Raw genomic sequence first — 20,380 nt, forward strand, 5'->3', positions numbered from 1 at the left:
CTGCTCCAATGGCTGCGCTTTCCAGAAATCCTCACACGACATCGTCCGGCCGTCCATGAGTGGATGCGCCAAGCAGCGGGAATGTTGCTAATTCTCCACTGCGCGTTATTTCCTCTTTTTTCGTAAGGTCGGTTCAGGTAAACGGCAGCCGTGGCTGCCGGTCTCGCTGCTTGATTGTCATGAAAAGAAATATAATCCCCTGCCTCTGCTGCCATGCAACGGAACTCGATGCCGCAGCGAAGGTCATCTTTACAGCCCGCTGACCCGCCGCCTAGAAAATGCGGCCGAAGTCGGCGACGCGGACCACAGGCGACGCCAACCCGGATCGCCTTCCCGCCGCAGCACCCAATCCCATATTACAAAGCCTTGTGAGACGCCCGCCGCGCTGGATCAGCGCGCCGTCGCACGGGGCTGCTTTTGACTCGAGCAATGCCTGACAAGCCCTCCTCCCGCCTGATCGAACTGGACTTTTTCCGCGGACTGGTTCTGCTGATCATCGTGGTCGATCACATCGGCGGCAGCATTCTGTCGCGCGTGACGCTGCATGCGTACGCGCTGTGCGATGCCGCCGAAGTGTTCGTGTTCCTCGGCGGCTTCGCGACCGCCACCGCCTATGCGACGCTCGCCGAGCGGCGCAACGAGACGATCGCGCGCGGCCGCTTCGTGCGCCGCTCGTTCGAGATCTATCGCGCGTTTCTCGTCACCGCCGGGCTGATGCTGCTGGTCAGCGCGGTGCTCACCGCATTCAGCATCGACGGGCCGAATCTCGCCACGACCGATCTCGACGACCTGATCGACACGCCGCTCGCCGCACTGCGCGACATCATGCTGCTGCGCCGCCAGCCGTACCTCGCGTCGGTGCTGCCGATGTACGCTTTCTTCGCGCTGCTGGTCCCCGCAATCCTGCCGCTCGCGCGCAGCAAGCCGTGGCTGCTGGTCGCCGGCAGCGTCGCGCTGTGGGCCGGCGCGCCGGCGATCAACAAGTACCTGCCCGCCGCGCCCGACATGCACTGGGACTTCAACCCGTTCGCGTGGCAACTGTTGTTCGTGCTCGGCGTGCTCGCGCGCTGCCAGCCGGTGTATCAGCGAACCCGCGCGCATCGATCCGGCTGGCTCGTCAGCGTGCTGGCGTTCGCGGTGGTCGTGGGCGCCGCCTACTACAAGCTGGTTTTGCTGCACGCGCCCCTTCCCGGAAGCCTCAAGCAGAATCTGTCCTATCTGCGCGCGGGCAACTTCCTCGCGATCGCGTGGCTCGTCGCCAATCTGATCGAGCTCGGCTGGGCGAAGAAGGTCGCGGGGCGGCTGCCGTGGGTCGGCTTGATCGGCCGGCAGGGCTTGCTGTGCTTCATTGCCGGCGCGGTGATTTCGCTGGTGATCGACTCGGTGCTCTACGCGGCGACCGATGGTTACCTGAACTATCCGCTCGGACTGCTCGCCGATGCGGCCGCGGTCGGCGCGCTGTTTGCCGTCGCGCTGGGCGTGGAGCCGCTGAAGCGCTTCGTCGCGCGGTTCGTTGACGGGCGGCTGCGGACCTCGGGCTGAAGAACCTTGCGCGCATCAAGCGCCGTTCGCCTGTCCGCCACTTCCCATCTCAAATCTGGCGCCAATGCTGATAGGATGACGGCCGCGCGCGAATCCCGCGCCAGCCGGCCATCCTCACTGACATGCGTCGATTCCTCTGTTTCGCCCTCGCACTGCTTGCCTCCGCCGTCGGCGCGCCCGCGTTCGCGAGCACGGTCGCGAGCCGCAGTTTCCATTCCGATGCGCTCGGCCGCGACTGGAACTACACGATCTACCTGCCGGCCGGCTATCGCGCGGACGGTCCGCGCCTGCCGGTGCTCTACCTGCTGCACGGCAATAACGGCGACGCCAACGACTGGCTCGCGCAAGGTCATCTGCAGAGTGCCGCCGACACGCTGATCGAGCGCAAGGAGATTGCACCGGTCGTGATCGTGATGCCGCAAGGCGGCACGGACTGGTACGTCGACCGCAAGGAAAAGATGGAGAGCGCGTTCTTCGGCGATCTGCTGCCCGAGATCGAAACGCACTACGCGGTCGCGACGCAGCGCGGCGGCCGGATGATCGGCGGTGTATCGATGGGCGGCTTCGGCGCGCTGCGCTACGCGCTGACGCAGCCCGAGATGTTTTGCGGCGCGCTGCTGCTGAGTCCCGCGATCTACGCGAACGAGCCGCCGCGCGCGTCGGCGGCGCGGCGGGTCGGCGTGTTCGGCGAGCATCAGTTCGATCCGCGCATCTGGCACGAGCTCAACTATCCGGCGCAGTGGGACCGCTATATGAGCCAGCCGTATCGCCTGCCGATGTTCATCGCATCCGGCGACGACGACCTCGACATCCAGGCCGACGCGTCGCTGCTGTACACGCGTTTGCGGCTTGCGGGCAATCCGGCGGCGCTGCGGATCATCGACGGCGGCCACACGTGGGACGTGTGGAGCGCGCTATTGCCAGCCGCGCTCAAATACACGCTCGGCTGCGTGAAGTCGCCGGCGCCGGCGCTGGAGCATCCGTCCAATCAACGGCCTTGAGCCGGCGCTATTCCACGAGATCGGTCCACAGCACCATCAGCACCGTCATCAGCGCCGGGCCGATGAAAATTCCCAGCAGCCCGAACGTCTCGGCGCCGCCGAGAATGCCGAACAGCACGAGCAGAAACGGCAGGCGCGTCGAGTTGCCGATCAGCACCGGCCGTACGAAGTGCTCGGCGACGAACACGACGACGGAGCCGAATATCAGCAGCCCGGCTGCCGCGACCATCGAGCCCTGCACGAGCAGCCACAGCGCCGCGAGACCGAACACGATCGGCGCGCAGAACGGCAGCATCGCGGCGATCGCCGTGACGAAGCCGAGCAGCGCCGCATGCGGCACGCCGGTCACGAAGTACGCGACGCCAAGCAGCAGGCCCTCGCCGACGCCGACCACGATCAAGCCCGACACGGTGGCGCGCACAGCGGTCCCCATATGCGCGACGAGGTCCGCCCCGCTATCGCCGAAACCGCGTCGCGCGGCCTTCAGCAACGAGCCGGACAGACGCGGCCCCGCCTGAAAAATCACGAACAGCGTGACCAGCATGAACGCGAACACCATCGCCGCATGCGCGGCGCGGGCGCCGAAATGCCGGCCGAGCGTCATCACCGTTTCGCTGTGCAAGCCTTTCATCGCCGCCGAGTCGCGCAGCGGCTGAGCGAGATTGGCCTGCCACCACGAACTGATCTGCTGCACGCCGAACGGCAGACGGTTGATGAAGTCCGGCAGCGGGATGCCGTTCTCCTGCGCGCTGCGGACCCACTCGTTCAGTTCATGCGCCTCGCGCAGCGCCTGCGCGATGCCGAGCCCGACCGGCAGCAGCACGAGCACGGCAATCGCCAGCGTGAAGACGGTCGCGAGCAGGGTCGTGCGCCCCCTGAACCAGCGGCTCCCCGCCACCTTGTGCAGCAGCGGCCACAGTGCAATCGCGACGACCGCCGCCCACGCCACCACCACGATGAAGTCGCGCACCACCCACAATGCGAGCAGCACGAGCCCGATATAGAGCACGACCGACGCGGCCCTCTGCTTTTTCTGGCGCTCGACGGCGACGGACGGCGTTTCGGGAGAGTTGGGCGGGACGGCGGGAGGGCGTGGAATCATGTGAACTCTGGTGTTTTTTGAACAGTGTGCGCACGAGCCGACCTGAAAAATTCAAACCGGCTACACTGACGGCTCAGTTCGCCGCCCGACACTCAACATCTTAAAGGAAGCGTTGCCGCCCTTTTCCCGGCCGCCCTCCTCGTCGCGCCATAGGCAACACAGCGTTGCAAAAATGTGCAATATTAAAAAATCACATAAAAATGCTTGCAACGCCCGTCATTTCAGCAAGTCGCAAATGTCAAGTGTGATTATTGCTAATTCCGGAACGGTGTTTCAACGATGACACAATGGCTATCCGGCGCGCACGGGACTAAATTCGGCACTCCACAATACGGAGCCGATGATGACCCTGGAGTCCATCCCCCTCGACGGTAGCAATGGCGTACGCATCGAAATTCTCGAGAGCTCCGACACGACGCTGGTGATCCGCTGGGTCGAGCCGGGCCGCTGCCACTACGGTGAGCAGCGCTGGCGCCGCCGCTCGGCGCATTCGTCCGGCACGTGCGCGGTGTCGCGCCGCAAGATCCGCCGCGGTGACCCGGTGTTCAAGCCGGCCGAGCGCCCGGCGCCATCGAATGCGTCCGCGATGATCTGCGCGGAAATTCTCGAACCGCTGCTCGAAGCGGCCTGACGCACGGAACGTTCCCGAGTACGCGGCCGCAGCGCGAGTTTCATCCCCGTTGCCGTCGCGGTCTGTCTCCCTACCGCCCATGCGCCCCTAACGACCGGGTGCCCGGCCGCCGCGGCATCGCATGATCCGCCGCCGCGCTGCCCGCGCTCACGGTTGCCGCCCCGCGCCTCGTGCGTTAAGGTGGATTCGTTGCGCCCGCCCGACCGCCGGCTCGCTGTCCGGCGCCGGCTGCGCGCCTTCCACCACCGCGCCGCGCCCGCCGCGACGCCGTTTGAGGGCCGATCATGGCAGAAGACACGCCGCAAACCCGCGCGGCCACCGCCGCTTCCACGCCTCCCGCTTCCTCCGCTCCACCCGCTTCGCTGATCCCGCCGCAGCAGTTCTCGCTTGACGTGCTGCTCGAAAAGTATGCGAAAGGCGACGAGCAATCCGCCGACGACGTGTATCGCCGCGTCGCGCGCGGCGTCGCCGAGGCCGAGCCGCCCGAGTTGCGAGCGTCGGTCGAGGAACAGTTCGTCGACAATATGCGCCACGGCGCGCTCGGCGCGGGCCGCATCATGAGCGCGGCGGGCAGCGGCATCGCCGCGACGCTGATCAACTGCTTCGTGCAGCCGGTCGGCGATTCGATTCAGGGCGTCGATGAACAGGGTTTGCCGGGCATCTACGTCGCGCTGCTGCAGGCGGCCGAAACGATGCGCCGCGGCGGCGGCGTCGGCTACAACTTCTCCGCGATCCGGCCGAAGGGCGCGCGGGTTCACACGACCAGCTCGGCCGCCTCGGGTCCGTGCAGCTACATGGACGTGTTCGACGCATCGTGCCGCACCGTCGAAAGCGCGGGTTCGCGGCGCGGCGCGCAGATGGCGGTGCTCGACTGCAACCATCCGGACCTGCTCGAATTCATCGAGGCCAAGCATTCGAAGGGGCGCTGGAACAACTTCAACGTGTCGGTCGGCGTCACCGACGAATTCATGCGCGCGGTCGAGAACGACGAGCCGTGGCAACTGGTCCATCGCGCCGAGCCGTCGCCGGCGCTGCGCGCGGCCGGCGACGTGCGGCAGCGCGATGACGGCCTGTGGGTCTATAGCGAACGTCCAGCGCGCGCGATCTGGGACCGCATCATGCGCTCGACGTACGACGTCGCCGAGCCCGGCATCGTGTTCATCTCGCGGATGAACGAGGACAACAATCTGCGCGCGGTCGAAACGATCCGCGCGACCAATCCGTGCGGCGAGCAGCCGCTGCCCGCCTACGGCTGCTGCAACCTCGGACCGCTCAATCTGACGCGCTTCGTCGTCGATCCGTTCGCTCAGATGCAGGGGCGCCAGCCGTCGTTCGACTGGGACGGCCTCGCACGCCGCACCCGCACGCAGGTGCGCTTTCTCGACGACGTGCTCGACGTCACGCTGTGGCCGCTGCCCGAGCAATACGCCGAATCGCGCGCGAAGCGGCGCATCGGCGTCGGCTTCACCGGCCTCGGCGATACGCTGGTGATGATGGGCCTGCGCTACAACTCGCAGGAAGGCCGCGATTTCGCGGTACGCATCGCGCGGTTGATGCGCGACGAAGCGTATCGCGCGTCGGTCGAACTCGCGAAGGAGCGCGGCGCGTTCGAGCTGTTCGACGCCGCGCGCTATCTGGAAGCCGGCACCTTCGCATCGCGTCTGCCCGACGACATCAAGCAGGCGATCCGCCGCGACGGCATCCGCAACAGCCACCTGCTGTCGATCGCGCCGACCGGCACCGTGAGCCTCGCGTTCGCGGACAACGCGTCAAACGGCATCGAGCCGGCGTTCTCGTGGACCTACACGCGCATGAAGGTGATGGCCGACGGCGGCCGCGAATCGTTCGACGTCGAGGACTACGCATACCGGCTTTATCGCGAGCTCGGCGGCGATGTGACCAGCCTGCCCGACTATTTCGTCAGCGCGCTGCAGATGTCCGCGCGCGACCATCTCGACATGATGGCGGCCGTGCAGCCGTACATCGACACATCGATCTCGAAGACCGTCAACGTGCCCGCCGACTATCCGTTCGACGCGTTCGAAAGCCTCTACTTCGATGCATGGAAAAGCGGGCTGAAGGGCCTTGCCACCTATCGCCCGAACGACACGCTCGGCGCGGTGCTGAGCGTGTCGTCCGCGCAGGCCGACGACACGCTCGCCGAGATGGATCAGGACCCGCTGCGTATCGCGATCGATCATCGGCCGAGGGGCGAATTGCCGGCGATCATCGAGAAGGTCGAGTATCTGACGCAGGCCGGCAAGAAGTCGCTGTATGTCGCGGTGTCGTTCATCGAGGTGACGGGGCGGCTCGGCGGCGAGGACGTGACGATCGAGCGGCCGATCGAGTTCTTCATTCCGGTCGGTCAGCGCGACGAGTCGCAACAATGGATCACCGCGACGATGCGTTCGCTGTCGCTGGCCGCGCGCGGCGGCTTCGTCGCGCGCAATCTGCAGGATATGCGCAAGGTGTCGTGGGATCGCGGCCAGGTGCGGCTTGGCGACGTGCAGCGGCTCGACGGTCATCGCGCGCCGCGCTGGCACGATTCCGAAGTGGCGGCGCTCGCGTTCGCGATCCAGCAGATCCTGTATCGGCGCGGCTTTCTCGACGCCGAGGGCAATCAGGTCGCATCGCGGATGCTTGCGCGTTTGCCGCGCGGACAAATGAAAACAGACTTGGCGCTGTCCGCCGATTTCGGCCTGCGTCCGAATCCAGCGGATAGCGCCGACGCGTTGCTGCAGCCGAACGGCACGCAAGGGCTGCACACGATGCTCGGACGCAAATGCGCTTCGTGTGGCGCGAATGCGGTGATTCGCAAGGATGGCTGCGATTTTTGTACCGCGTGCGGGGAGGTGGGGGCGTGCGGATAGTGTGAGGTTGGGAGCGAGCGGCGTGGATGTGAGTACCCCATAAGGTCGCAAAGCGACCGTGGCAACTAATCTAGGCCGCGGGGTCCGAAAAGGTCGCAGTCAGCCGCCGCGTCGGCCCCGGCTAAAACGATGCGACTGCTGTCCCCCTCGCCGAGATGAATGCAGGTTTTTGGCTCGACGACGTGCAGGATAGTTGAAAGGTGGCTGTGACTCGACGCGCACCGAGTTTGAGACCCAGAATCAATGTGTCAGGACAAGTCAAGTCAGATTCATTTTGTAACACGATGCTTTCGACATGCCAGTCATGGAAGTAATCATACGCGTGAAGCGTTGCGTCAATATCTGTCACAGTTTGCCTCACTAAGGGAGAATTGATGCGGGCCAACCTTGATCGCGCACGTTGCCATCCCAGTTATGTGCATGCGGATTTGGCTGCCCGTGGTGGCAATCAAAGTCTATGTCAACCGCTGCCGAGCCATTAGAACCAAACATGCGCCATTGCTTCTTCATGCCGGGGCCGCTTTCAATCCAAGAGTTCGGATTACCGGTCATGTTAGGAATGCCAGCAACTTCAAATGTATCGCCATCGGTGGAATGCGGCTGAAAGTGCAACGGCTGGGTATCGCCGAGCAGCACTGATGCGGCTCTATCGCGAGTTCTGGCTGCGCGCGCAGCGTTCAGCCGGGTTTGCCAGGTGGCTGGATCGGTTTCGCCACCACCTGCGCTGCCTGATTGCAATGCCCTACAATCCCACCGACTTCTTCTATAACGATTGGCTTGCCGAAAGAGTGAGTTCTCTCAGGGTCATTTCGGTTTTATAAAGTACTAAAAGCGCCCGCACACACAGTCGCCGAGCGGTTTCATCTGCACGCCGAACACGGGCGCGAAATGACCGACGAGAATGCCAGCCGCAAGTCCGATCAGGACCTGCACGTAGAGATGGTTGAGCACGCGCAAGATGGTGTCTCCTCCGCTCGCTGCTGCCAGATGTCGAGCCGGCGCCACTGCCGCATGAGCTGCCGGTCACGGGGGCATTGTTGGCCGCTTCTCCGTGCCGGCATGCGCCGGGAAGGTGGGGACCGCGGCGGGCGAGCCGTGCGGCTCGCCGCGGCGGCCAAGTCGCCCGTGTCAGGCGCTTTCGAACAGACGCGTCAGGACGAACTCGCGATGACCGAGCGCTTCGGCTGCGGTGAAACGGCCGTTGATCGTCGCCATCATGCATTGGAGCAGTTTGTCGCCGCTCTGGTCGAGGTTCTGCTCACGCTGCAGAATGCCGGTCACATCCACGTCGATATGCTCGCCCATCGTGCGGACCGTGCGCGGATTCGCGCAGATCTTGATGACCGGCACGATCGGATTGCCGATCACGTTGCCTTGTCCCGTCGGGAAGAAATGCACGACGAAGCCCGATGCCGCGCACAAGGTCACCATCTCGGCCGCGGCCGATGACGAATCCATGAACCACAGTCCCGAATGCGTCGGCTCCTCGGCTTTGTCCAGCACGCCATCGACCATGCACTTCTTGCCGATCTTCTGGATGTTGCCGAGCGCCTTTTCCTCGATCGTCGTCAGGCCGCCCGCGATATTGCCCTTGGTCGGCTGCGACTCGGACAGGTCATCGGTTTTCCAGCGGTTGATCATGTCCTGGTAGCGGTCGAACATGAACTGGAAGCGCTCGCGCACGCCGTCGTTCGCGCAGCGCGCAGCGACGATCTGCTCGCCGCCCGTGAGCTCCGAGGTCTCGCCGAACACGAGCGTGGTGCCGAGGCCGTAGAGTTTGTCGAACGCGTTGCCGACGGTCGGGTTCGAGCCACAGCCCGACGTGGTGTCCGACTCGCCGCACTTGGTCGACACCCATAACTCCGAGATCGGGCACGCCTCGCGATCGAGCGACGTCGCGTATTGCACCATTTCCTTCGCGGCCTTCGACGCGCGCATGATCGTGTCGTGATCGCCATGCAGTTCGATGCCGAAGCCCATCACCGGCTTGCCGGTTTTCGCAATACCGTCGACGACACGCTTGGTCCACCCCTCCTCGATCCCGATCACGACCACCGCCGCGACGTTCGGATTGCTGCCCGCGCCGATCAGCGTGCGGAAATGCAGTTCGAGGTCGGCGCCGAATTGAAGCCGCCCATACGGATGCGGCAGCGCCATGGTCCCCTTGATGTTGTGTTCGACCGCCTGTGCCGCGGCATTGGACAGATCGTCGACCGGCAGGATGATCACGTGGTTGCGTACGCCCACGCGGCCGTTGTCGCGACGATAGCCGCGGAAAGTGGTATCCAGGTCAGTCACGCTCATGGTGTCTCTCTCGTTCGGGTTGATGCCAGTGAGGGGCGGCGCTGCTTACCAGCGCTTCGTCTTGATGTTGTGCACGTGCGCGTGCTCGCCGGCCTTGATCGGCGCGACCACCTTGCCGATGTCGACGCCGTACTTGAACACCGTGTCGCCGACGGCCATGTCCTTCAGCGCGACCTTGTGACCGATCGGAATGTCCTGCTTCGCCGGCACGGTGACGATTGCGTCCTCGTCCATGATCCATGCGTTGAGCTGCATGCCCGCCTTGATGCCCTCGACCACCGCCACGCCGACGGTGTCTTTCGCCTCGTGCAGCACGATGTGGATCGTTCTGCGTGGCGCCGACGCGCCCGCTGCGGTGTCGTTGATGTCTGCCGTGGGATTGCTCATGAGCGTCTCCATTCGTAGTTTGAATGCGGTGAGGGTGCCGCCGGGGCAGCGCAGCCAGGTGCGCCGCGGTGAATCGATATTGGGCGTTCACTTACTCAATGTCAACTAGGTCATATATATGTATTAGAGGACTGAATGAAGACCCGTGCCGCTGTCGCGAATCGCCGACAACATACGATTCATCCAGATGTATTAGATGACCTGGCCGTTTAGAATCAGGCCAGGTTCAACGCAGGCGAGCTACGACTCGCGTATCCCAGAGGTTTTCATGAGCACGCTCGCGATCAACGCGCCCGCAGTGGGCGCCACACGGTACAAGGAGGTCAAGAGCGCGATTCTCGCGGCGCTCGCGGCCGGCGAATGGAAAGGCGGCGAATGCATTCCTTCGGAAAAGCGCCTCGCCGAACGCTTCGGCGTGTCGATCGGCACGCTGCGCAAAGCCATCGACGAACTGTGCGCCGAGAACATTCTGATCCGTCATCAGGGGCTCGGCACCTTCGTGGCGATGCATCAGCGCGACCGGCACTTCTTCCGCTTCTTTCGCATCGTGCGGCGCGACGGCGACAAGGCCTACCCGGTCGTCACGCTGATCGGGTTCAAGAAGGCGCGAGCGTCGCGCGAGGCGGCCGCCGCGCTCGATATCGAGACCGGCGCGCGCGTGCTGCAGTTCGTCAACGGGCTCGCGCTGCACGGCAAGACCGTGCTGATCGAACATATCACCGTGCCCGAAGCGCTGTTTCCCGGCTTGACCGAAAGCAAGCTGCGCAACCGGCCGAACACGCTGTACAACTTCTATCAGGACGGTTTCGGCATCAACGTGGTCGAGACCGATGAGCGTGTGAGCGTTGCGCTCGCCAATGAGCTCGAAAGCGCGCAGCTTGGCGTCGATGTCGGCGCGCCGCTGCTCGAGATTCGGCGCATCGCATACTCGTATCACCGCAGCGCGGTGGAACTGCGCATTTCGCGGCTCAATACCGAGGAGTACGAGTACATCGGCACGCGCGCGGCGCGCGACGATCAGAAATAGCGGACCACCGTCACTCGCCAGGCACATCTGCGCAAAAACGACAGGCCAATCGTCTTTCATTTTCGGCCGGCGCCAACCTGTCTAAAATAGCCGCACTTCCGATTCCGAGAACCTCATGCTGGATACCCTCACGGGCGGCGCCGCGCCCATCAACGACGACTCCGGAATGTTCGAACTCGCGCCGGTGTCGCTGTGGCTCGAAGATTTCAGCGGCGTGCGCGCGTTGTTCGATGAATGGCGAGCCGCGGGCGTGACCGATCTGCGCGCCCATTTCGCCGCAGACCCGCGCCACGTTGCCGAATGCGCTCACCGCATCCGCGTGATCAAGGTCAATCGGCAGACGCTCACGCAATTCGAGGCCGCCGATTTCGACACGCTGACGAGCAACCTCGCGTCGGTGTTCCGCGACGACATGCTGAAAACGCACCTCGAGGAGCTGTGCCAGCTCTGGGCCGGCCAGTCGAGCTTCACGAGCCACACGGTCAACTACACGCTCGGCGGACGGCGCCTCGACGTGCTGCTCAAGGGTGCGGTGCTACCCGGTCACGAGCAACGCTGGGACCGCGTGCTGGTGTCGACCGAAGACATCACCGAGCTCGAAGGCGCGCGGCGCCGTGTCGCGGAGGCGGAAGAATACGCGCGCGGGCTCTTCGAACATTCGCCGGTATCGCTGTGGGTCGAAGATTTCAGCGCGGTCAAACGCCTGCTCGACGGCGCGCGCGCGGCCGGCATCAACGATTTCCGGGTGTTTACCGACGTCCATCCCGAGTTCGTCGAACGCTGCATGGCGGAAATCCATGTGCTCGACGTCAACCACCACACGCTCGGTATGTTCGGCGCGAAGGACAAGAAGACGCTGATGGCGCGCCTCGCCGACGTGTTCCGCGATGAGATGCGCCCGCATTTCCGCGAGCAGTTGATCGACCTGTGGGACAACAAGCTGTTCCAGCAGCGCGAGGTGCTCAACTATTCACTCGACGGCAACGAGGTTCACGTACACCTGCAATTCTCGGTGCTGCCCGGCCACGAGCGGGACTGGGATCTCGTGCTCGTCGCGCTGACCGATATCACCGCGCGCAAGAAGGCCGAGGCCTACCTGGAATTCCTCGGCAAGCACGACGTGCTGACCAAGCTGCGCAACCGCTCGTTCTACGTCGACGAACTGAACCGGCTGGAACGCAAGGGACCGTGGCCCGTCACGATCATCATGGCCGACCTGAACGGCCTGAAGCGCGTGAACGATCAGCTCGGCCACGCGGCCGGCGACGCGCTGCTGCGGCGGGCCGGCGAAGTGCTCGCGAAGGCGATGGAGTCGCCGTTCCACGCGGCTCGGATCGGTGGCGACGAGTTCGCGATCCTGATGCCCGATACCGACGAGCGCGGTGGCGCGGCGATGATCGACGCGATTCGCCAGCTGGTCGAGATGAACAACCAGTTCTATCCGGGCTCGCCGCTGAGCTTCTCGATGGGCGCGGCGACCTGCCAGCGCGGCGATCGGCTGGAAGCGGGCGTGCAGCGCGCCGATCTGCTGATGTATGAGGAAAAGCGCGCGCACTACGACGCGCAGCCGGGCGTGGAGGCGGCGGCGAAGTAACGGCCGAGGGCGTCTGGCGTTCGCCACGCCGGCGCAACGCTCGTCGCTCGAGCTCACTCAGCCCGGCAGCTTGGCTGCCAGCACATCCAGCCGGACGATGCTCGGCGGCGACGCGAACAGCTCGGCCGCCTTCTCCATCAACGCGGCCGCGACCTTGCCGTTCAGATGCGCGTCGCGGCCGGCTTCGTCGTCGAACGCATCGAAAATGGCGTAGATCGACGGACCGAGCTTCAGACCGAACCACGCTGCGGTGGCCGGTTCCTGCTCGACGAGCGGCAGGCCGCCGAGCAGAAACGCCTCGACTTCCTTTTCCTTGCCGGGCTTGGCTTCCAGACGGACATACAAAGCGAGCTTGACCATGATGCGACTCCTGGTGAGGTCGGCAGCGAACGATCCTTTCAAAGCGCTTTGAAAAGTATAGGCGGCGGCGTCTGACGCGGCGCCGGACCTACCCCGCGAGCAGGTCACGCGCCCGGAAAGCGCAGCTCGAAACGCACCACGCCCGGCAGCGGACACACCACGCGCGCGCTGCCGCCATGCAGATGCATGATCGCCTTCACGATCGCGAGCCCGAGTCCGTTCGATTCCGTGAACGCGCTGCGCGCCGCGTCGCCGCGATAGAAGCGATCGAACAGCCGGTCGAGTTGCGCGGCCGGAATCGGCTCGCCCTCGTTCTCGACCGTCACCAGCGCGCCCGCCTGGTCCTGCTCGCCGCGCAGGCGCACGATCGTGTCGCCCGCGCCGTAACGCACCGCGTTGACGACCAGATTGTTGATCGCGCGGCGGCACAGCATCGGATTGGCCGACGCGATGCCTGCCGCGTCGACTTCGAAACGCATGCCGCGTTCGTCGGCCAGGCCTTCGAAATAGTCGGCGATTCTGACGAGCTCGCCATGCAGATCGACCGGCTGCCGCTCGATCGACAACGCCGCATGATCCGCATGCGCGAGAAACAGAATGTTCTCCGCGATATGGCTCAGGCGATTCAGCTCCTCCAGATTCGATTCGAGCAGTTGCTGATACTCGTCGGCTTCGCGCGGCTGCGCGAGCGCCACCTGGGTCTGGCCGACCAGCGCGCCGACCGGTGTGCGAATCTCGTGTGCGAGATCGGCGGAAAACTGCTGCAGGCGTTGATAGCCGTCGGCGAGACGATCGAGCATCGCGTTGAACGCGTACGTGAGTTGACGCAGTTCCACCGGCGCCGCTCGATCGTCGAGCCGCACCGCCAGATTCGTCGGGCTGATTTGCGCGGCGCGGGTGGCGATCTCGCGCACCGGTCGCAGCGCGCGGCGCAGCACGCAGTAAGCGAGCAGCGTCGCGGCCAGCATGCCGGTCAGCGTCGCCAGCACGATGCGGTTGCGGTACTCGGCCAGCATGCGCATTTCATGTGTCATCGGATGGCCGGCGATCACCTCGACTTCGGTGCCATCCTCGCGTGCTGTCGCGGTCGCGATCGCCCAATGCACCGGCACGCCGTCGGGAAGGTGCGTCCGACGAACGTCGGTGGCGCGCGGCGGATCACCTGCCGGGGCGAGCGGCAAATCAGGCACCGCGAGCCCGCCCGGATTCACGTCGACGAACGGCGCTTCGCCCGGCCGCCGGAAGATCAGCACGTCCTCCTCCGCGCCGAGCATCGTCTCGAACAACAGCGGACGCTTCTTTAGTTCGCTGACCGAGTAAAGGTCGTGCACGATGCGGCTGAAATGCTCGACGCGGCCGCTCAGCACGACATCGGCGCGGCGTTGCAGCGCAACTTCGGCGGAATGATAGAAATACGCGCCGAGCGAACCGATCACCGCGCAGGCGATCAGCGCGAACAGCAACGTGGTGCGCGCGATCAGCGAGCGTTCGGTCCAGAGTCTCATGCGCCGTCGCCAAACGTGTAGCCGATGCTGCGCACCGTGTGAATCAGCTTCTTCTCGAACGGGTGATCGACCTTCGCGCGCAGGCGCTTGATCGCCACGTCGACCACGTTGGTGTCGCTATCGAAATTCATGTCCCACACTTCCGACGCGATCTGCGAACGCGACAGCGCTTCGCCCTCGCGGCGCACCAGTAGATGCAGCAGCATGAACTCCTTGTTGGTCAGCGGAATGTCGACGCCCTCGCGCGTGACCCGGCGGCGCAATACGTCGAGCTTCAAGTCGGCGACTTCGAACACGTCGCTTTCGCGGATCACGCCACGGCGCAACAGCGTGCGAATGCGCAGCACCAACTCGGTAAACGAGAACGGCTTGACCAGATAGTCGTCGGCGCCGAGTTCCAGACCGCGAATGCGGTCGCTGACCTGATCGCGCGCGGTCAGGAAAATCACCCGCAAATCGCGTCGCGCGCGCAACGCCCGCATGATTTCCCAACCGTCGATGCCGGGCAGCATCACGTCGAGCACCACGAGTTCGTAGTCGTGCCCGAGCGCCAGGTGAAGGCCGTCCGTGCCGGTGCGCGCGAGGTCGACCGCGTGGCCGTTCTCGCGCAGGCCCTTCTTCAGATAGTCGCCGGTTTTCGGATCGTCTTCGATAACCAGAATGCTCATGTTGCTCGCCGCTCCTGCGCACGACTCGACCCGCAAGGCCGGGCTCGCGCGCGCAATAAACGCCTGACGGGAGCGCTCGAAAAAACCTGCGACGCTCCCCGGCGGCCATTCTACGTGGCCGCCGTCGGCCATTGATGACGTTTTTGTCATCCTCCCGTCACCTTGATGAGCCGATGTGGCGGCTAGTCTGAAAGCACCATCCACCACGCTGCATCCCTTTCCTGGAGTTGCCTGATGAAGACACGCATGAACACTGTCCGCGCACGCACGCTGCGCGCCCTCGCCGTCCCCGCACTCGCCGCCGCGCTGTTCGCTACGACGTTCGCGGCTTTGGCCCAGACTGCCGTGCCGACCGGCGTACGCGGCACGGTCACGTCGCTGTCGGGCGATCTGCTCAAAGTCCACACGCGCGACGGCCAGGACGTCGACGTGAAGCTCGCCGCCGACACGCCGATTCGCGGCGTCACGCTCGCGAACGTCACCGACATCAAGCCGGACAGCTATGTCGGCACCGCCGCGATTCCGCAGTCCGACGGCACGCTGAAAGCGCTCGAAGTGCATGTGTTCCCGCCGAGCATGCGCGGCTCGGGCGAAGGTCATCGACCGTGGGATCTCGGCGCGAACAGCACGATGACGAACGGCACGGTCGGCTCGCTGGTGGTCAGCAACGGCCGCACGATCACCGTCAAGTACAAGGACGGCGAGAAGAAGATCGTGATTCCGCAGGATGTGCCCATCGTCAGTCTGGAGCCTGGCAGCCGCGCGCTGCTGACGCCCGGCGCGAAGGTCGTGCTGTTTGCGCACAAGGAGGCGGACGGCTCGATGGCGGCGAATTTCATTTCGGCCGGTGAGCATGGCGTGACGCCGCCGATGTAACGCGGCACTGCTTTCGTCTTCCTCCCTCTCGTCTTTGAAGCCAATGCCCGACTCGCAAGCAGCTCTGATCGTTCATCCTCTCTTCGTTCGCGTGACGCACTGGATCAACGCGTTCGCGATGGTCTGCATGGTGATGAGCGGATGGGCAATCTATAACGCGTCGCCGATCTTTCCGTTCCGGTTTCCCGTATGGGCGACGGTCGGCGGATGGCTCGGCGGCTCGATCGCATGGCACTTCGCGGCGATGTGGCTGCTGTGCGTGAACGGGCTGCTCTATTTCGCGTACGGCGTCGCGAGCGGCCATTTGCGTCGCAAGCTGCTGCCGGTGCGTGCCCGCGACGTGGCGCGCGATGCGGCGCTCGCGTTGCGCTTCAGACTGCCGCACGAGACCGGCCGGTACAACGCCGTGCAGCGCGCGCTGTATCTGCTGGTGCTGCTGCTCGGGGTGCTGCTCGTCGCATCGGGACTGTCGATCTGGAAGCCGGTGCAGTTCTCGTGGCTGACCGCGCTGTTCGGCGGCTTCGATTTTGCGCGGCGCGTGCATTTCGTCGCGATGGCCGGCGTGGTCGGCTTCGTCGTCGTGCATCTGCTGCTGGTGCTGCTGGTGCCGCGCACGTTGCCGCCGATGTTCACTGGACGCGCCCGGCACCGCACGCATCGCATCAATCAAGCCCCACAGAGGACTCGCGCATGAGCGCCCCGCAACGAACCGACACGGCGAACGATACCCACGCCAATACAGACGGCGCGCGCCGCTCATGCATCGTGCTTGCCGAGCACCGGCCGCAAATCGAGCAATTGCAACGCCGCTTATTTCTGCGCTCCTCGCTATCCATTGGCGCGCTCGCGATGCTGTCCGGCTGCAATCTGCAGGACAATGATTCAGTGGACAAAGTGCTGTGGGCGATGTCGCGCTGGAACGATCGCGTGCAGGCGTGGCTCTTCAATCGCAACAAGCTAGCGCCGACCTATGCCGCGCGCGATATCACCGATCCGTTTTCCGTTCAACGCGTTCTATCCCGAGTTCGATGCACCCGATATCGACGGCTCGAGCTTTCGGCTCGAAATGTCGGGGCTCGTCGCGGACAAGCGCAGCTGGAGTCTCGAGCAGTTGCGCAAATTGCCGCAAGTTTCGCAGATCACTCGTCACGTGTGCATCGAGGGATGGAGCGCGATCGGACAATGGAGCGGCGTACCGTTTCGCACGTTTCTCCAACTGATCGGCGCCGATCTGAGCGCGCGCTACGTGGGCTTCAAATGCGCGGACCGCTATTACTCGAGCCTCGACATGGCGACCGCGCTCCATCCGCAAACACAATTGACGCTCGATTTCCGCAACGCGCCGCTGCCGGCCAAATACGGTTATCCGCTGAAGCTGCGCGTGCCGACCAAGCTCGGCTTCAAGAACCCGAAGCATATCGCCGCGATCTTCGTGACCAACACGAACCCCGGCGGCTACTGGGAAGATCAGGGCTACAACTGGTTCAGCGGACTCTAGACCGCGGTCACATAACGCGGCACCGGCTTGTGCGCGCGCGGCAGCGGCGCATCGTGAGCGGCGCGCATGCGCTTGACCTCGTCGCCGGGACTCAGGCCGAATAGCCGCTTGAACTCGCGGCTGAACTGCGACGCGCTTTCGTACCCGACCCGCGCGGCGGCTGCGCCGGCATTCAAGCCATCCTGCACCATCAACAGACGCGCGTGATGCAGACGCGTGGTCTTCACGTACTGCATCGGCGACGTCGCGGTGACAGCCTTGAACTGCGCATGAAACACCGCGAGACTCATACCGGCCTCGGCTGCGAGCGTATCGACATCGAGCGAGCCGTGGTAGTCCGCATGAATGCGCCGCAGCGCCTTGGCGATGCGGCCAAAGTGATTCTGGTGCGTGAGCGCCGCGCGAATCGCGCCGCCCTGCTCGCCGGTCAACACGCGATAACAGATTTCCCGCACGATTCCAGGGGCGAGGATGCGCGCATCGAGCGGCGCTGCGAGTGCTTCCATCAGACGCTTCACTGCGCCGCTCAGCGCGGGATCGAGCGGCGTCGAGTAGATGCCGGCCGGTTCGTGCTGCGCGATACCCTGAGTCTCGTTGAGCGCCATCAGCAACTCGGCGACCATCGTCAGATCGACGCGCACGGAAATGCCGAGAAAAGGCTCCTGTTCGCTTGCTTCGGTCTCGCATTCGAACGGCAACGGCACCGACAACACCAGGTACTGCTGCGCGTCGTACTGGAACACCTGATCGCCGATAAAGCCGCGCTTGCGTCCCTGGCAAACGATCACGATGCTCGGCTCGTACATCACCGGCCTGCGCGCCATCGGCTGATTCGCGCGCAGCAGGTCGACGCCTTCGAGGCTCGAACGCGTGATGCCGGGATTCGGCGCGAGCAGGTTGAACAGTTCGAGCACGCGGCACTGCGCCGCATCGTTCGTGACGTAATCGACAGCTTGAGTGGACATGACGATATGGTGACAGCCAGGAGAATAATGCCTGGAATTTAGCACCAAACAGTGTATCGCGCTGCTCCTCCAGAGTTTTAGGCAAACCTTCAAGACAATCAGGTATTCCCCGGCGGGTGCCGGACTCCTAAGATGGGAACCCTGCCGGATCGCCCTTTTCGCCGCGCGCAGCGTGCGCGGTAATTGGCCACCATCAGTCTGCTGGACGCTGATGTTGGCCACCTACGCACGCGCCCCGACTCCGGTTCATGCTGCGGCCCGCCGCATCCGCAACCCAGTGTTGCGCATCGCCGGCGCGTCGCATGTTGCGCCATCACCCTCTTTGCTGGAGTTTACCCATGAGCACGACGTATGCCTATGCAGCGACCGACGCCACCACGCCGCTCGCCCCATTTGAATTCCAGCGCCGCGCACCCCGCGCCCATGACGTGCAGATGGAAGTGCTGTACTGCGGCGTGTGCCATTCCGACCTGCATCAGGCGCGCAACGAATGGAAGAACACCATCTACCCGGTTGTGCCGGGCCACGAAATCGTGGGCCGCGTGACCGCGGTCGGTCCGAACGTAACGAAGTACAAGGTCGGAGAACTGGTCGCGGTCGGCTGTCTGGTCGATTCGTGCCGCACCTGTTCGAGCTGCGCGGAAGGTCTCGAGCAGTATTGCGAGAACGGCTGGGTGGGCACGTACAACGGTGTCGATCGCGTCGACGGACAGATCACGTACGGTGGCTATTCGACGCAACTGGTCGTCGACGAAGCTTTCACGCTGCGCGTGCCGCAGAATCTCGACCCCGCGGGTGTCGCGCCGCTGCTGTGCGCGGGCATCACCACGTATTCGCCGCTGCGCACGTGGGGCGTGGGCCCGGGCAAGAAGGTCGGGATTGTCGGCCTCGGCGGACTCGGCCATATGGGTGTGAAGCTGGCTCGGGCGATGGGTGCGCATGTCGTGCTGTTTACGACGTCGCCGTCGAAGATCGAGGATGCGAAGCGGCTTGGCGCGCATGAAGTTGTTGTTTCGAAGAATCCGCAGGAGATGGAAGCGCATGTGAATAGCTTCGATTTCATTCTCAATACGGTGGCGGCGCAGCATGATCTGAATCCGTTTTTGAATCTGCTGAAGCGGGATGCGACGATGACCTTGGTCGGTGCGCCGGAGCACGATCATCCGTCGCCGCAGGTGTTCAATCTGATCTTCAAGAGGCGGCGCCTTGCTGGTTCGCTGATTGGCGGTATTGCCGAAACGCAGGAAATGCTCGATTTCTGCGGGGAGCATGGCATTACTTCGGATATTGAAATGATTCCGATGCAGAAGATCAATGAGGCTTATGAGCGGATTCTCAAGAGCGATGTGAAGTACAGGTTTGTGATTGATATGGATTCGTTGCGGAAGTAATAGCTGCTTGTTTGCCGCGCAGCGGGTGGCTGTTTTTGCGCCTGCGGCGCGGGGTTCTGTTTTGTTGTTGTGTTTTCTTTGCCTTCGCGCTTTTTCTTTGTTCTTAGGGTGTTGGCCTTTCCTTGATTTCTTGTCGGTCTATTAGCGTTGCCCCTGTGCGGGGCGGCACCTACTTTCTTTGCTGCTGCAAAGAAAGTAGGCAAAGAAGACAGCTCAAACCGCTAACTCTTAAGCGGGTCCCTCGGTGCGCGTGAGGTAGTGGTGCATCTGGAATCTGTCACCTCGCACATTCCGCGTTAGTGACAAGGCTGTCATACCTCCGGCGGCGCTGCGCGCGCCGAAGCACTGTTCTCAAACCATTGGTCGGTTCGGCGTGTCGCCGAGGCGTAGCCGATGGCCCCACAACACAAAAAACACGCTGGTTTCCCCTGCATACCGGTCCGCGACGCACGTAGTGCGGAGTGGGATGGATGACGGCTTTGTCACTGCCGTCGAATGTGCGGGGGCACGGATTCCAGATGCACCACTGCCGCTTGTGGGGCACGGTGCCCGCTTAAGAATTAGCGGTTTGAGCTGTCTTCTTTGCCTACTTTCTTTGCAGCAGCAAAGAAAGTAGGTGCCGCCCCGCACAGGGGCAACGCTAATAGACCGACAACAAA

The 20,380-nt window shown here is 63.9% G+C and carries 19 protein-coding genes and 1 pseudogene; 11 read left to right on the forward strand and 9 right to left on the reverse strand.

Annotation, left to right across the window (positions count from 1 at the left end):
- Window positions 1-429 precede the first annotated feature (429 nt).
- Window positions 430-1,542 (forward strand): OpgC domain-containing protein, encoded by a 1,113-nt coding sequence (locus tag AB4Y34_RS26295; RefSeq protein WP_176384591.1) that lies wholly within the window; start codon window positions 430-432, stop codon window positions 1,540-1,542.
- Window positions 1,543-1,664: 122 nt separating this feature from the next.
- Window positions 1,665-2,543: an alpha/beta hydrolase family protein gene (locus AB4Y34_RS26300; protein WP_176384592.1), complete on the forward strand. Its 879-nt coding sequence runs from the start codon at window positions 1,665-1,667 to the stop codon at window positions 2,541-2,543.
- A 7-nt stretch (window positions 2,544-2,550) separates the two neighbouring features.
- Here the strand turns inward: AB4Y34_RS26300 and AB4Y34_RS26305 are convergent, their stop codons facing one another.
- Window positions 2,551-3,645, reverse strand: coding sequence for an AI-2E family transporter (locus tag AB4Y34_RS26305; RefSeq protein ID WP_368717676.1), 1,095 nt, complete (start codon window positions 3,643-3,645; stop codon window positions 2,551-2,553).
- Between the two features lie 343 nt (window positions 3,646-3,988).
- Between AB4Y34_RS26305 and AB4Y34_RS26310 the strand changes: the two genes are divergently transcribed.
- Together AB4Y34_RS26310 and AB4Y34_RS26315 are read left to right on the forward strand one after the other, a co-directional pair.
- Window positions 3,989-4,276 (forward strand): DUF3331 domain-containing protein, encoded by a 288-nt coding sequence (locus tag AB4Y34_RS26310; protein ID WP_013091570.1) that lies wholly within the window; start codon window positions 3,989-3,991, stop codon window positions 4,274-4,276.
- Window positions 4,277-4,560: 284 nt separating this feature from the next.
- Entirely contained in the window at window positions 4,561-7,146 is a 2,586-nt protein-coding gene (locus AB4Y34_RS26315) for an adenosylcobalamin-dependent ribonucleoside-diphosphate reductase (RefSeq protein ID WP_368717677.1), read from the forward strand.
- A 360-nt stretch (window positions 7,147-7,506) separates the two neighbouring features.
- On the opposite strand, the gene AB4Y34_RS26320 is transcribed toward AB4Y34_RS26315, so the two are convergent.
- Window positions 7,507-7,782, reverse strand: a complete 276-nt coding sequence (locus tag AB4Y34_RS26320; protein ID WP_368717678.1) for a hypothetical protein — start codon at window positions 7,780-7,782, stop codon at window positions 7,507-7,509.
- A gap of 2 nt (window positions 7,783-7,784) precedes the next feature.
- Between AB4Y34_RS26320 and AB4Y34_RS26325 the strand changes: the two genes are divergently transcribed.
- Window positions 7,785-7,967: a hypothetical protein gene (locus AB4Y34_RS26325; RefSeq protein WP_176384528.1), complete on the forward strand. Its 183-nt coding sequence runs from the start codon at window positions 7,785-7,787 to the stop codon at window positions 7,965-7,967.
- A gap of 4 nt (window positions 7,968-7,971) precedes the next feature.
- Here AB4Y34_RS26325 and AB4Y34_RS26330 read toward each other — a convergent pair whose 3' ends face one another.
- From AB4Y34_RS26330 to AB4Y34_RS26340, 3 genes are all read right to left on the reverse strand, one after another.
- Entirely contained in the window at window positions 7,972-8,103 is a 132-nt protein-coding gene (locus tag AB4Y34_RS26330) for a hypothetical protein (RefSeq protein WP_368717737.1), read from the reverse strand.
- A 171-nt stretch (window positions 8,104-8,274) separates the two neighbouring features.
- Entirely contained in the window at window positions 8,275-9,450 is a 1,176-nt protein-coding gene (locus AB4Y34_RS26335) for a UxaA family hydrolase (protein WP_176384595.1), read from the reverse strand.
- 45 nt (window positions 9,451-9,495) lie between these two features.
- Window positions 9,496-9,837 carry a UxaA family hydrolase gene (locus AB4Y34_RS26340; protein WP_368717679.1) on the reverse strand — a complete coding sequence of 114 codons (342 nt, stop codon included), beginning with the start codon at window positions 9,835-9,837 and terminating at the stop codon, window positions 9,496-9,498.
- A gap of 268 nt (window positions 9,838-10,105) precedes the next feature.
- Between AB4Y34_RS26340 and AB4Y34_RS26345 the strand changes: the two genes are divergently transcribed.
- Together AB4Y34_RS26345 and AB4Y34_RS26350 are read left to right on the forward strand one after the other, a co-directional pair.
- Entirely contained in the window at window positions 10,106-10,864 is a 759-nt protein-coding gene (locus AB4Y34_RS26345) for a GntR family transcriptional regulator (protein ID WP_176384596.1), read from the forward strand.
- Window positions 10,865-10,979: 115 nt separating this feature from the next.
- Window positions 10,980-12,458: a diguanylate cyclase gene (locus tag AB4Y34_RS26350; RefSeq protein ID WP_368717680.1), complete on the forward strand. Its 1,479-nt coding sequence runs from the start codon at window positions 10,980-10,982 to the stop codon at window positions 12,456-12,458.
- 57 nt (window positions 12,459-12,515) lie between these two features.
- On the opposite strand, the gene AB4Y34_RS26355 is transcribed toward AB4Y34_RS26350, so the two are convergent.
- From AB4Y34_RS26355 to AB4Y34_RS26365, 3 genes are all read right to left on the reverse strand, one after another.
- Window positions 12,516-12,818: a putative quinol monooxygenase gene (locus AB4Y34_RS26355; RefSeq protein ID WP_176384599.1), complete on the reverse strand. Its 303-nt coding sequence runs from the start codon at window positions 12,816-12,818 to the stop codon at window positions 12,516-12,518.
- A gap of 104 nt (window positions 12,819-12,922) precedes the next feature.
- Window positions 12,923-14,323 carry a heavy metal sensor histidine kinase gene (locus AB4Y34_RS26360; RefSeq protein WP_176384601.1) on the reverse strand — a complete coding sequence of 467 codons (1,401 nt, stop codon included), beginning with the start codon at window positions 14,321-14,323 and terminating at the stop codon, window positions 12,923-12,925.
- Window positions 14,320-14,991: a heavy metal response regulator transcription factor gene (locus AB4Y34_RS26365; RefSeq protein WP_368717681.1), complete on the reverse strand. Its 672-nt coding sequence runs from the start codon at window positions 14,989-14,991 to the stop codon at window positions 14,320-14,322. Before AB4Y34_RS26365 ends, AB4Y34_RS26360 begins: the two co-directional genes overlap by 4 nt.
- Before the next feature lie 234 nt (window positions 14,992-15,225).
- Between AB4Y34_RS26365 and AB4Y34_RS26370 the strand changes: the two genes are divergently transcribed.
- The 3 genes and pseudogenes from AB4Y34_RS26370 to AB4Y34_RS26380 all read left to right on the forward strand — a co-directional run bounded on the left by AB4Y34_RS26370 (window position 15,226) and on the right by AB4Y34_RS26380 (window position 17,365).
- Window positions 15,226-15,867 (forward strand): hypothetical protein, encoded by a 642-nt coding sequence (locus AB4Y34_RS26370; RefSeq protein WP_368717682.1) that lies wholly within the window; start codon window positions 15,226-15,228, stop codon window positions 15,865-15,867.
- A gap of 43 nt (window positions 15,868-15,910) precedes the next feature.
- On the forward strand, window positions 15,911-16,561 hold the full coding sequence (locus AB4Y34_RS26375; RefSeq protein WP_368717683.1) for a cytochrome b/b6 domain-containing protein: 651 nt from the start codon (window positions 15,911-15,913) through the stop codon (window positions 16,559-16,561).
- Window positions 16,558-17,365, forward strand: a pseudogene (locus AB4Y34_RS26380) (molybdopterin-dependent oxidoreductase). Before AB4Y34_RS26375 ends, AB4Y34_RS26380 begins: the two are co-directional and overlap by 4 nt.
- Here the strand turns inward: AB4Y34_RS26380 and AB4Y34_RS26385 are convergent.
- Complete coding sequence (locus tag AB4Y34_RS26385) at window positions 17,362-18,330, reverse strand: AraC family transcriptional regulator N-terminal domain-containing protein (protein WP_368717684.1); 969 nt, start codon at window positions 18,328-18,330, stop codon at window positions 17,362-17,364. The pseudogene AB4Y34_RS26380 and the gene AB4Y34_RS26385 overlap by 4 nt on opposite strands.
- A gap of 338 nt (window positions 18,331-18,668) precedes the next feature.
- On the opposite strand from AB4Y34_RS26385, the gene AB4Y34_RS26390 reads away from it, so the two are divergent.
- A complete protein-coding gene (locus AB4Y34_RS26390; RefSeq protein ID WP_176384612.1) occupies window positions 18,669-19,721 on the forward strand; it encodes an NAD(P)-dependent alcohol dehydrogenase in 1,053 nt (350 codons plus the stop codon).
- The last annotated feature ends 659 nt before the right edge of the window (window positions 19,722-20,380 follow it).

Source organism: Paraburkholderia sp. BR10954 (assembly GCF_040965775.1).
GTDB classification, from domain to species: domain Bacteria; phylum Pseudomonadota; class Gammaproteobacteria; order Burkholderiales; family Burkholderiaceae; genus Paraburkholderia; species Paraburkholderia youngii.

Bases quoted from the DNA above. Each gene is read 5' to 3' on its own strand.
- AB4Y34_RS26295 (WP_176384591.1), top strand. From the start codon at position 430: ATGCCTGACAAGCCCTCCTCCCGCCTGATCGAACTGGACTTTTTCCGC.
- AB4Y34_RS26300 (WP_176384592.1), top strand. From the start codon at position 1,665: ATGCGTCGATTCCTCTGTTTCGCCCTCGCACTGCTTGCCTCCGCCGTC.
- AB4Y34_RS26305 (WP_368717676.1), bottom strand. From the start codon at position 3,645: ATGATTCCACGCCCTCCCGCCGTCCCGCCCAACTCTCCCGAAACGCCG.
- AB4Y34_RS26310 (WP_013091570.1), top strand. From the start codon at position 3,989: ATGACCCTGGAGTCCATCCCCCTCGACGGTAGCAATGGCGTACGCATC.
- AB4Y34_RS26315 (WP_368717677.1), top strand. From the start codon at position 4,561: ATGGCAGAAGACACGCCGCAAACCCGCGCGGCCACCGCCGCTTCCACG.
- AB4Y34_RS26325 (WP_176384528.1), top strand. From the start codon at position 7,785: ATGCGGCTCTATCGCGAGTTCTGGCTGCGCGCGCAGCGTTCAGCCGGG.
- AB4Y34_RS26335 (WP_176384595.1), bottom strand. From the start codon at position 9,450: ATGAGCGTGACTGACCTGGATACCACTTTCCGCGGCTATCGTCGCGAC.
- AB4Y34_RS26340 (WP_368717679.1), bottom strand. From the start codon at position 9,837: ATGAGCAATCCCACGGCAGACATCAACGACACCGCAGCGGGCGCGTCG.
- AB4Y34_RS26345 (WP_176384596.1), top strand. From the start codon at position 10,106: ATGAGCACGCTCGCGATCAACGCGCCCGCAGTGGGCGCCACACGGTAC.
- AB4Y34_RS26350 (WP_368717680.1), top strand. From the start codon at position 10,980: ATGCTGGATACCCTCACGGGCGGCGCCGCGCCCATCAACGACGACTCC.
- AB4Y34_RS26355 (WP_176384599.1), bottom strand. From the start codon at position 12,818: ATGGTCAAGCTCGCTTTGTATGTCCGTCTGGAAGCCAAGCCCGGCAAG.
- AB4Y34_RS26360 (WP_176384601.1), bottom strand. From the start codon at position 14,323: ATGAGACTCTGGACCGAACGCTCGCTGATCGCGCGCACCACGTTGCTG.
- AB4Y34_RS26365 (WP_368717681.1), bottom strand. From the start codon at position 14,991: ATGAGCATTCTGGTTATCGAAGACGATCCGAAAACCGGCGACTATCTG.
- AB4Y34_RS26370 (WP_368717682.1), top strand. From the start codon at position 15,226: ATGAAGACACGCATGAACACTGTCCGCGCACGCACGCTGCGCGCCCTC.
- AB4Y34_RS26375 (WP_368717683.1), top strand. From the start codon at position 15,911: ATGCCCGACTCGCAAGCAGCTCTGATCGTTCATCCTCTCTTCGTTCGC.
- AB4Y34_RS26385 (WP_368717684.1), bottom strand. From the start codon at position 18,330: ATGTCCACTCAAGCTGTCGATTACGTCACGAACGATGCGGCGCAGTGC.
- AB4Y34_RS26390 (WP_176384612.1), top strand. From the start codon at position 18,669: ATGAGCACGACGTATGCCTATGCAGCGACCGACGCCACCACGCCGCTC.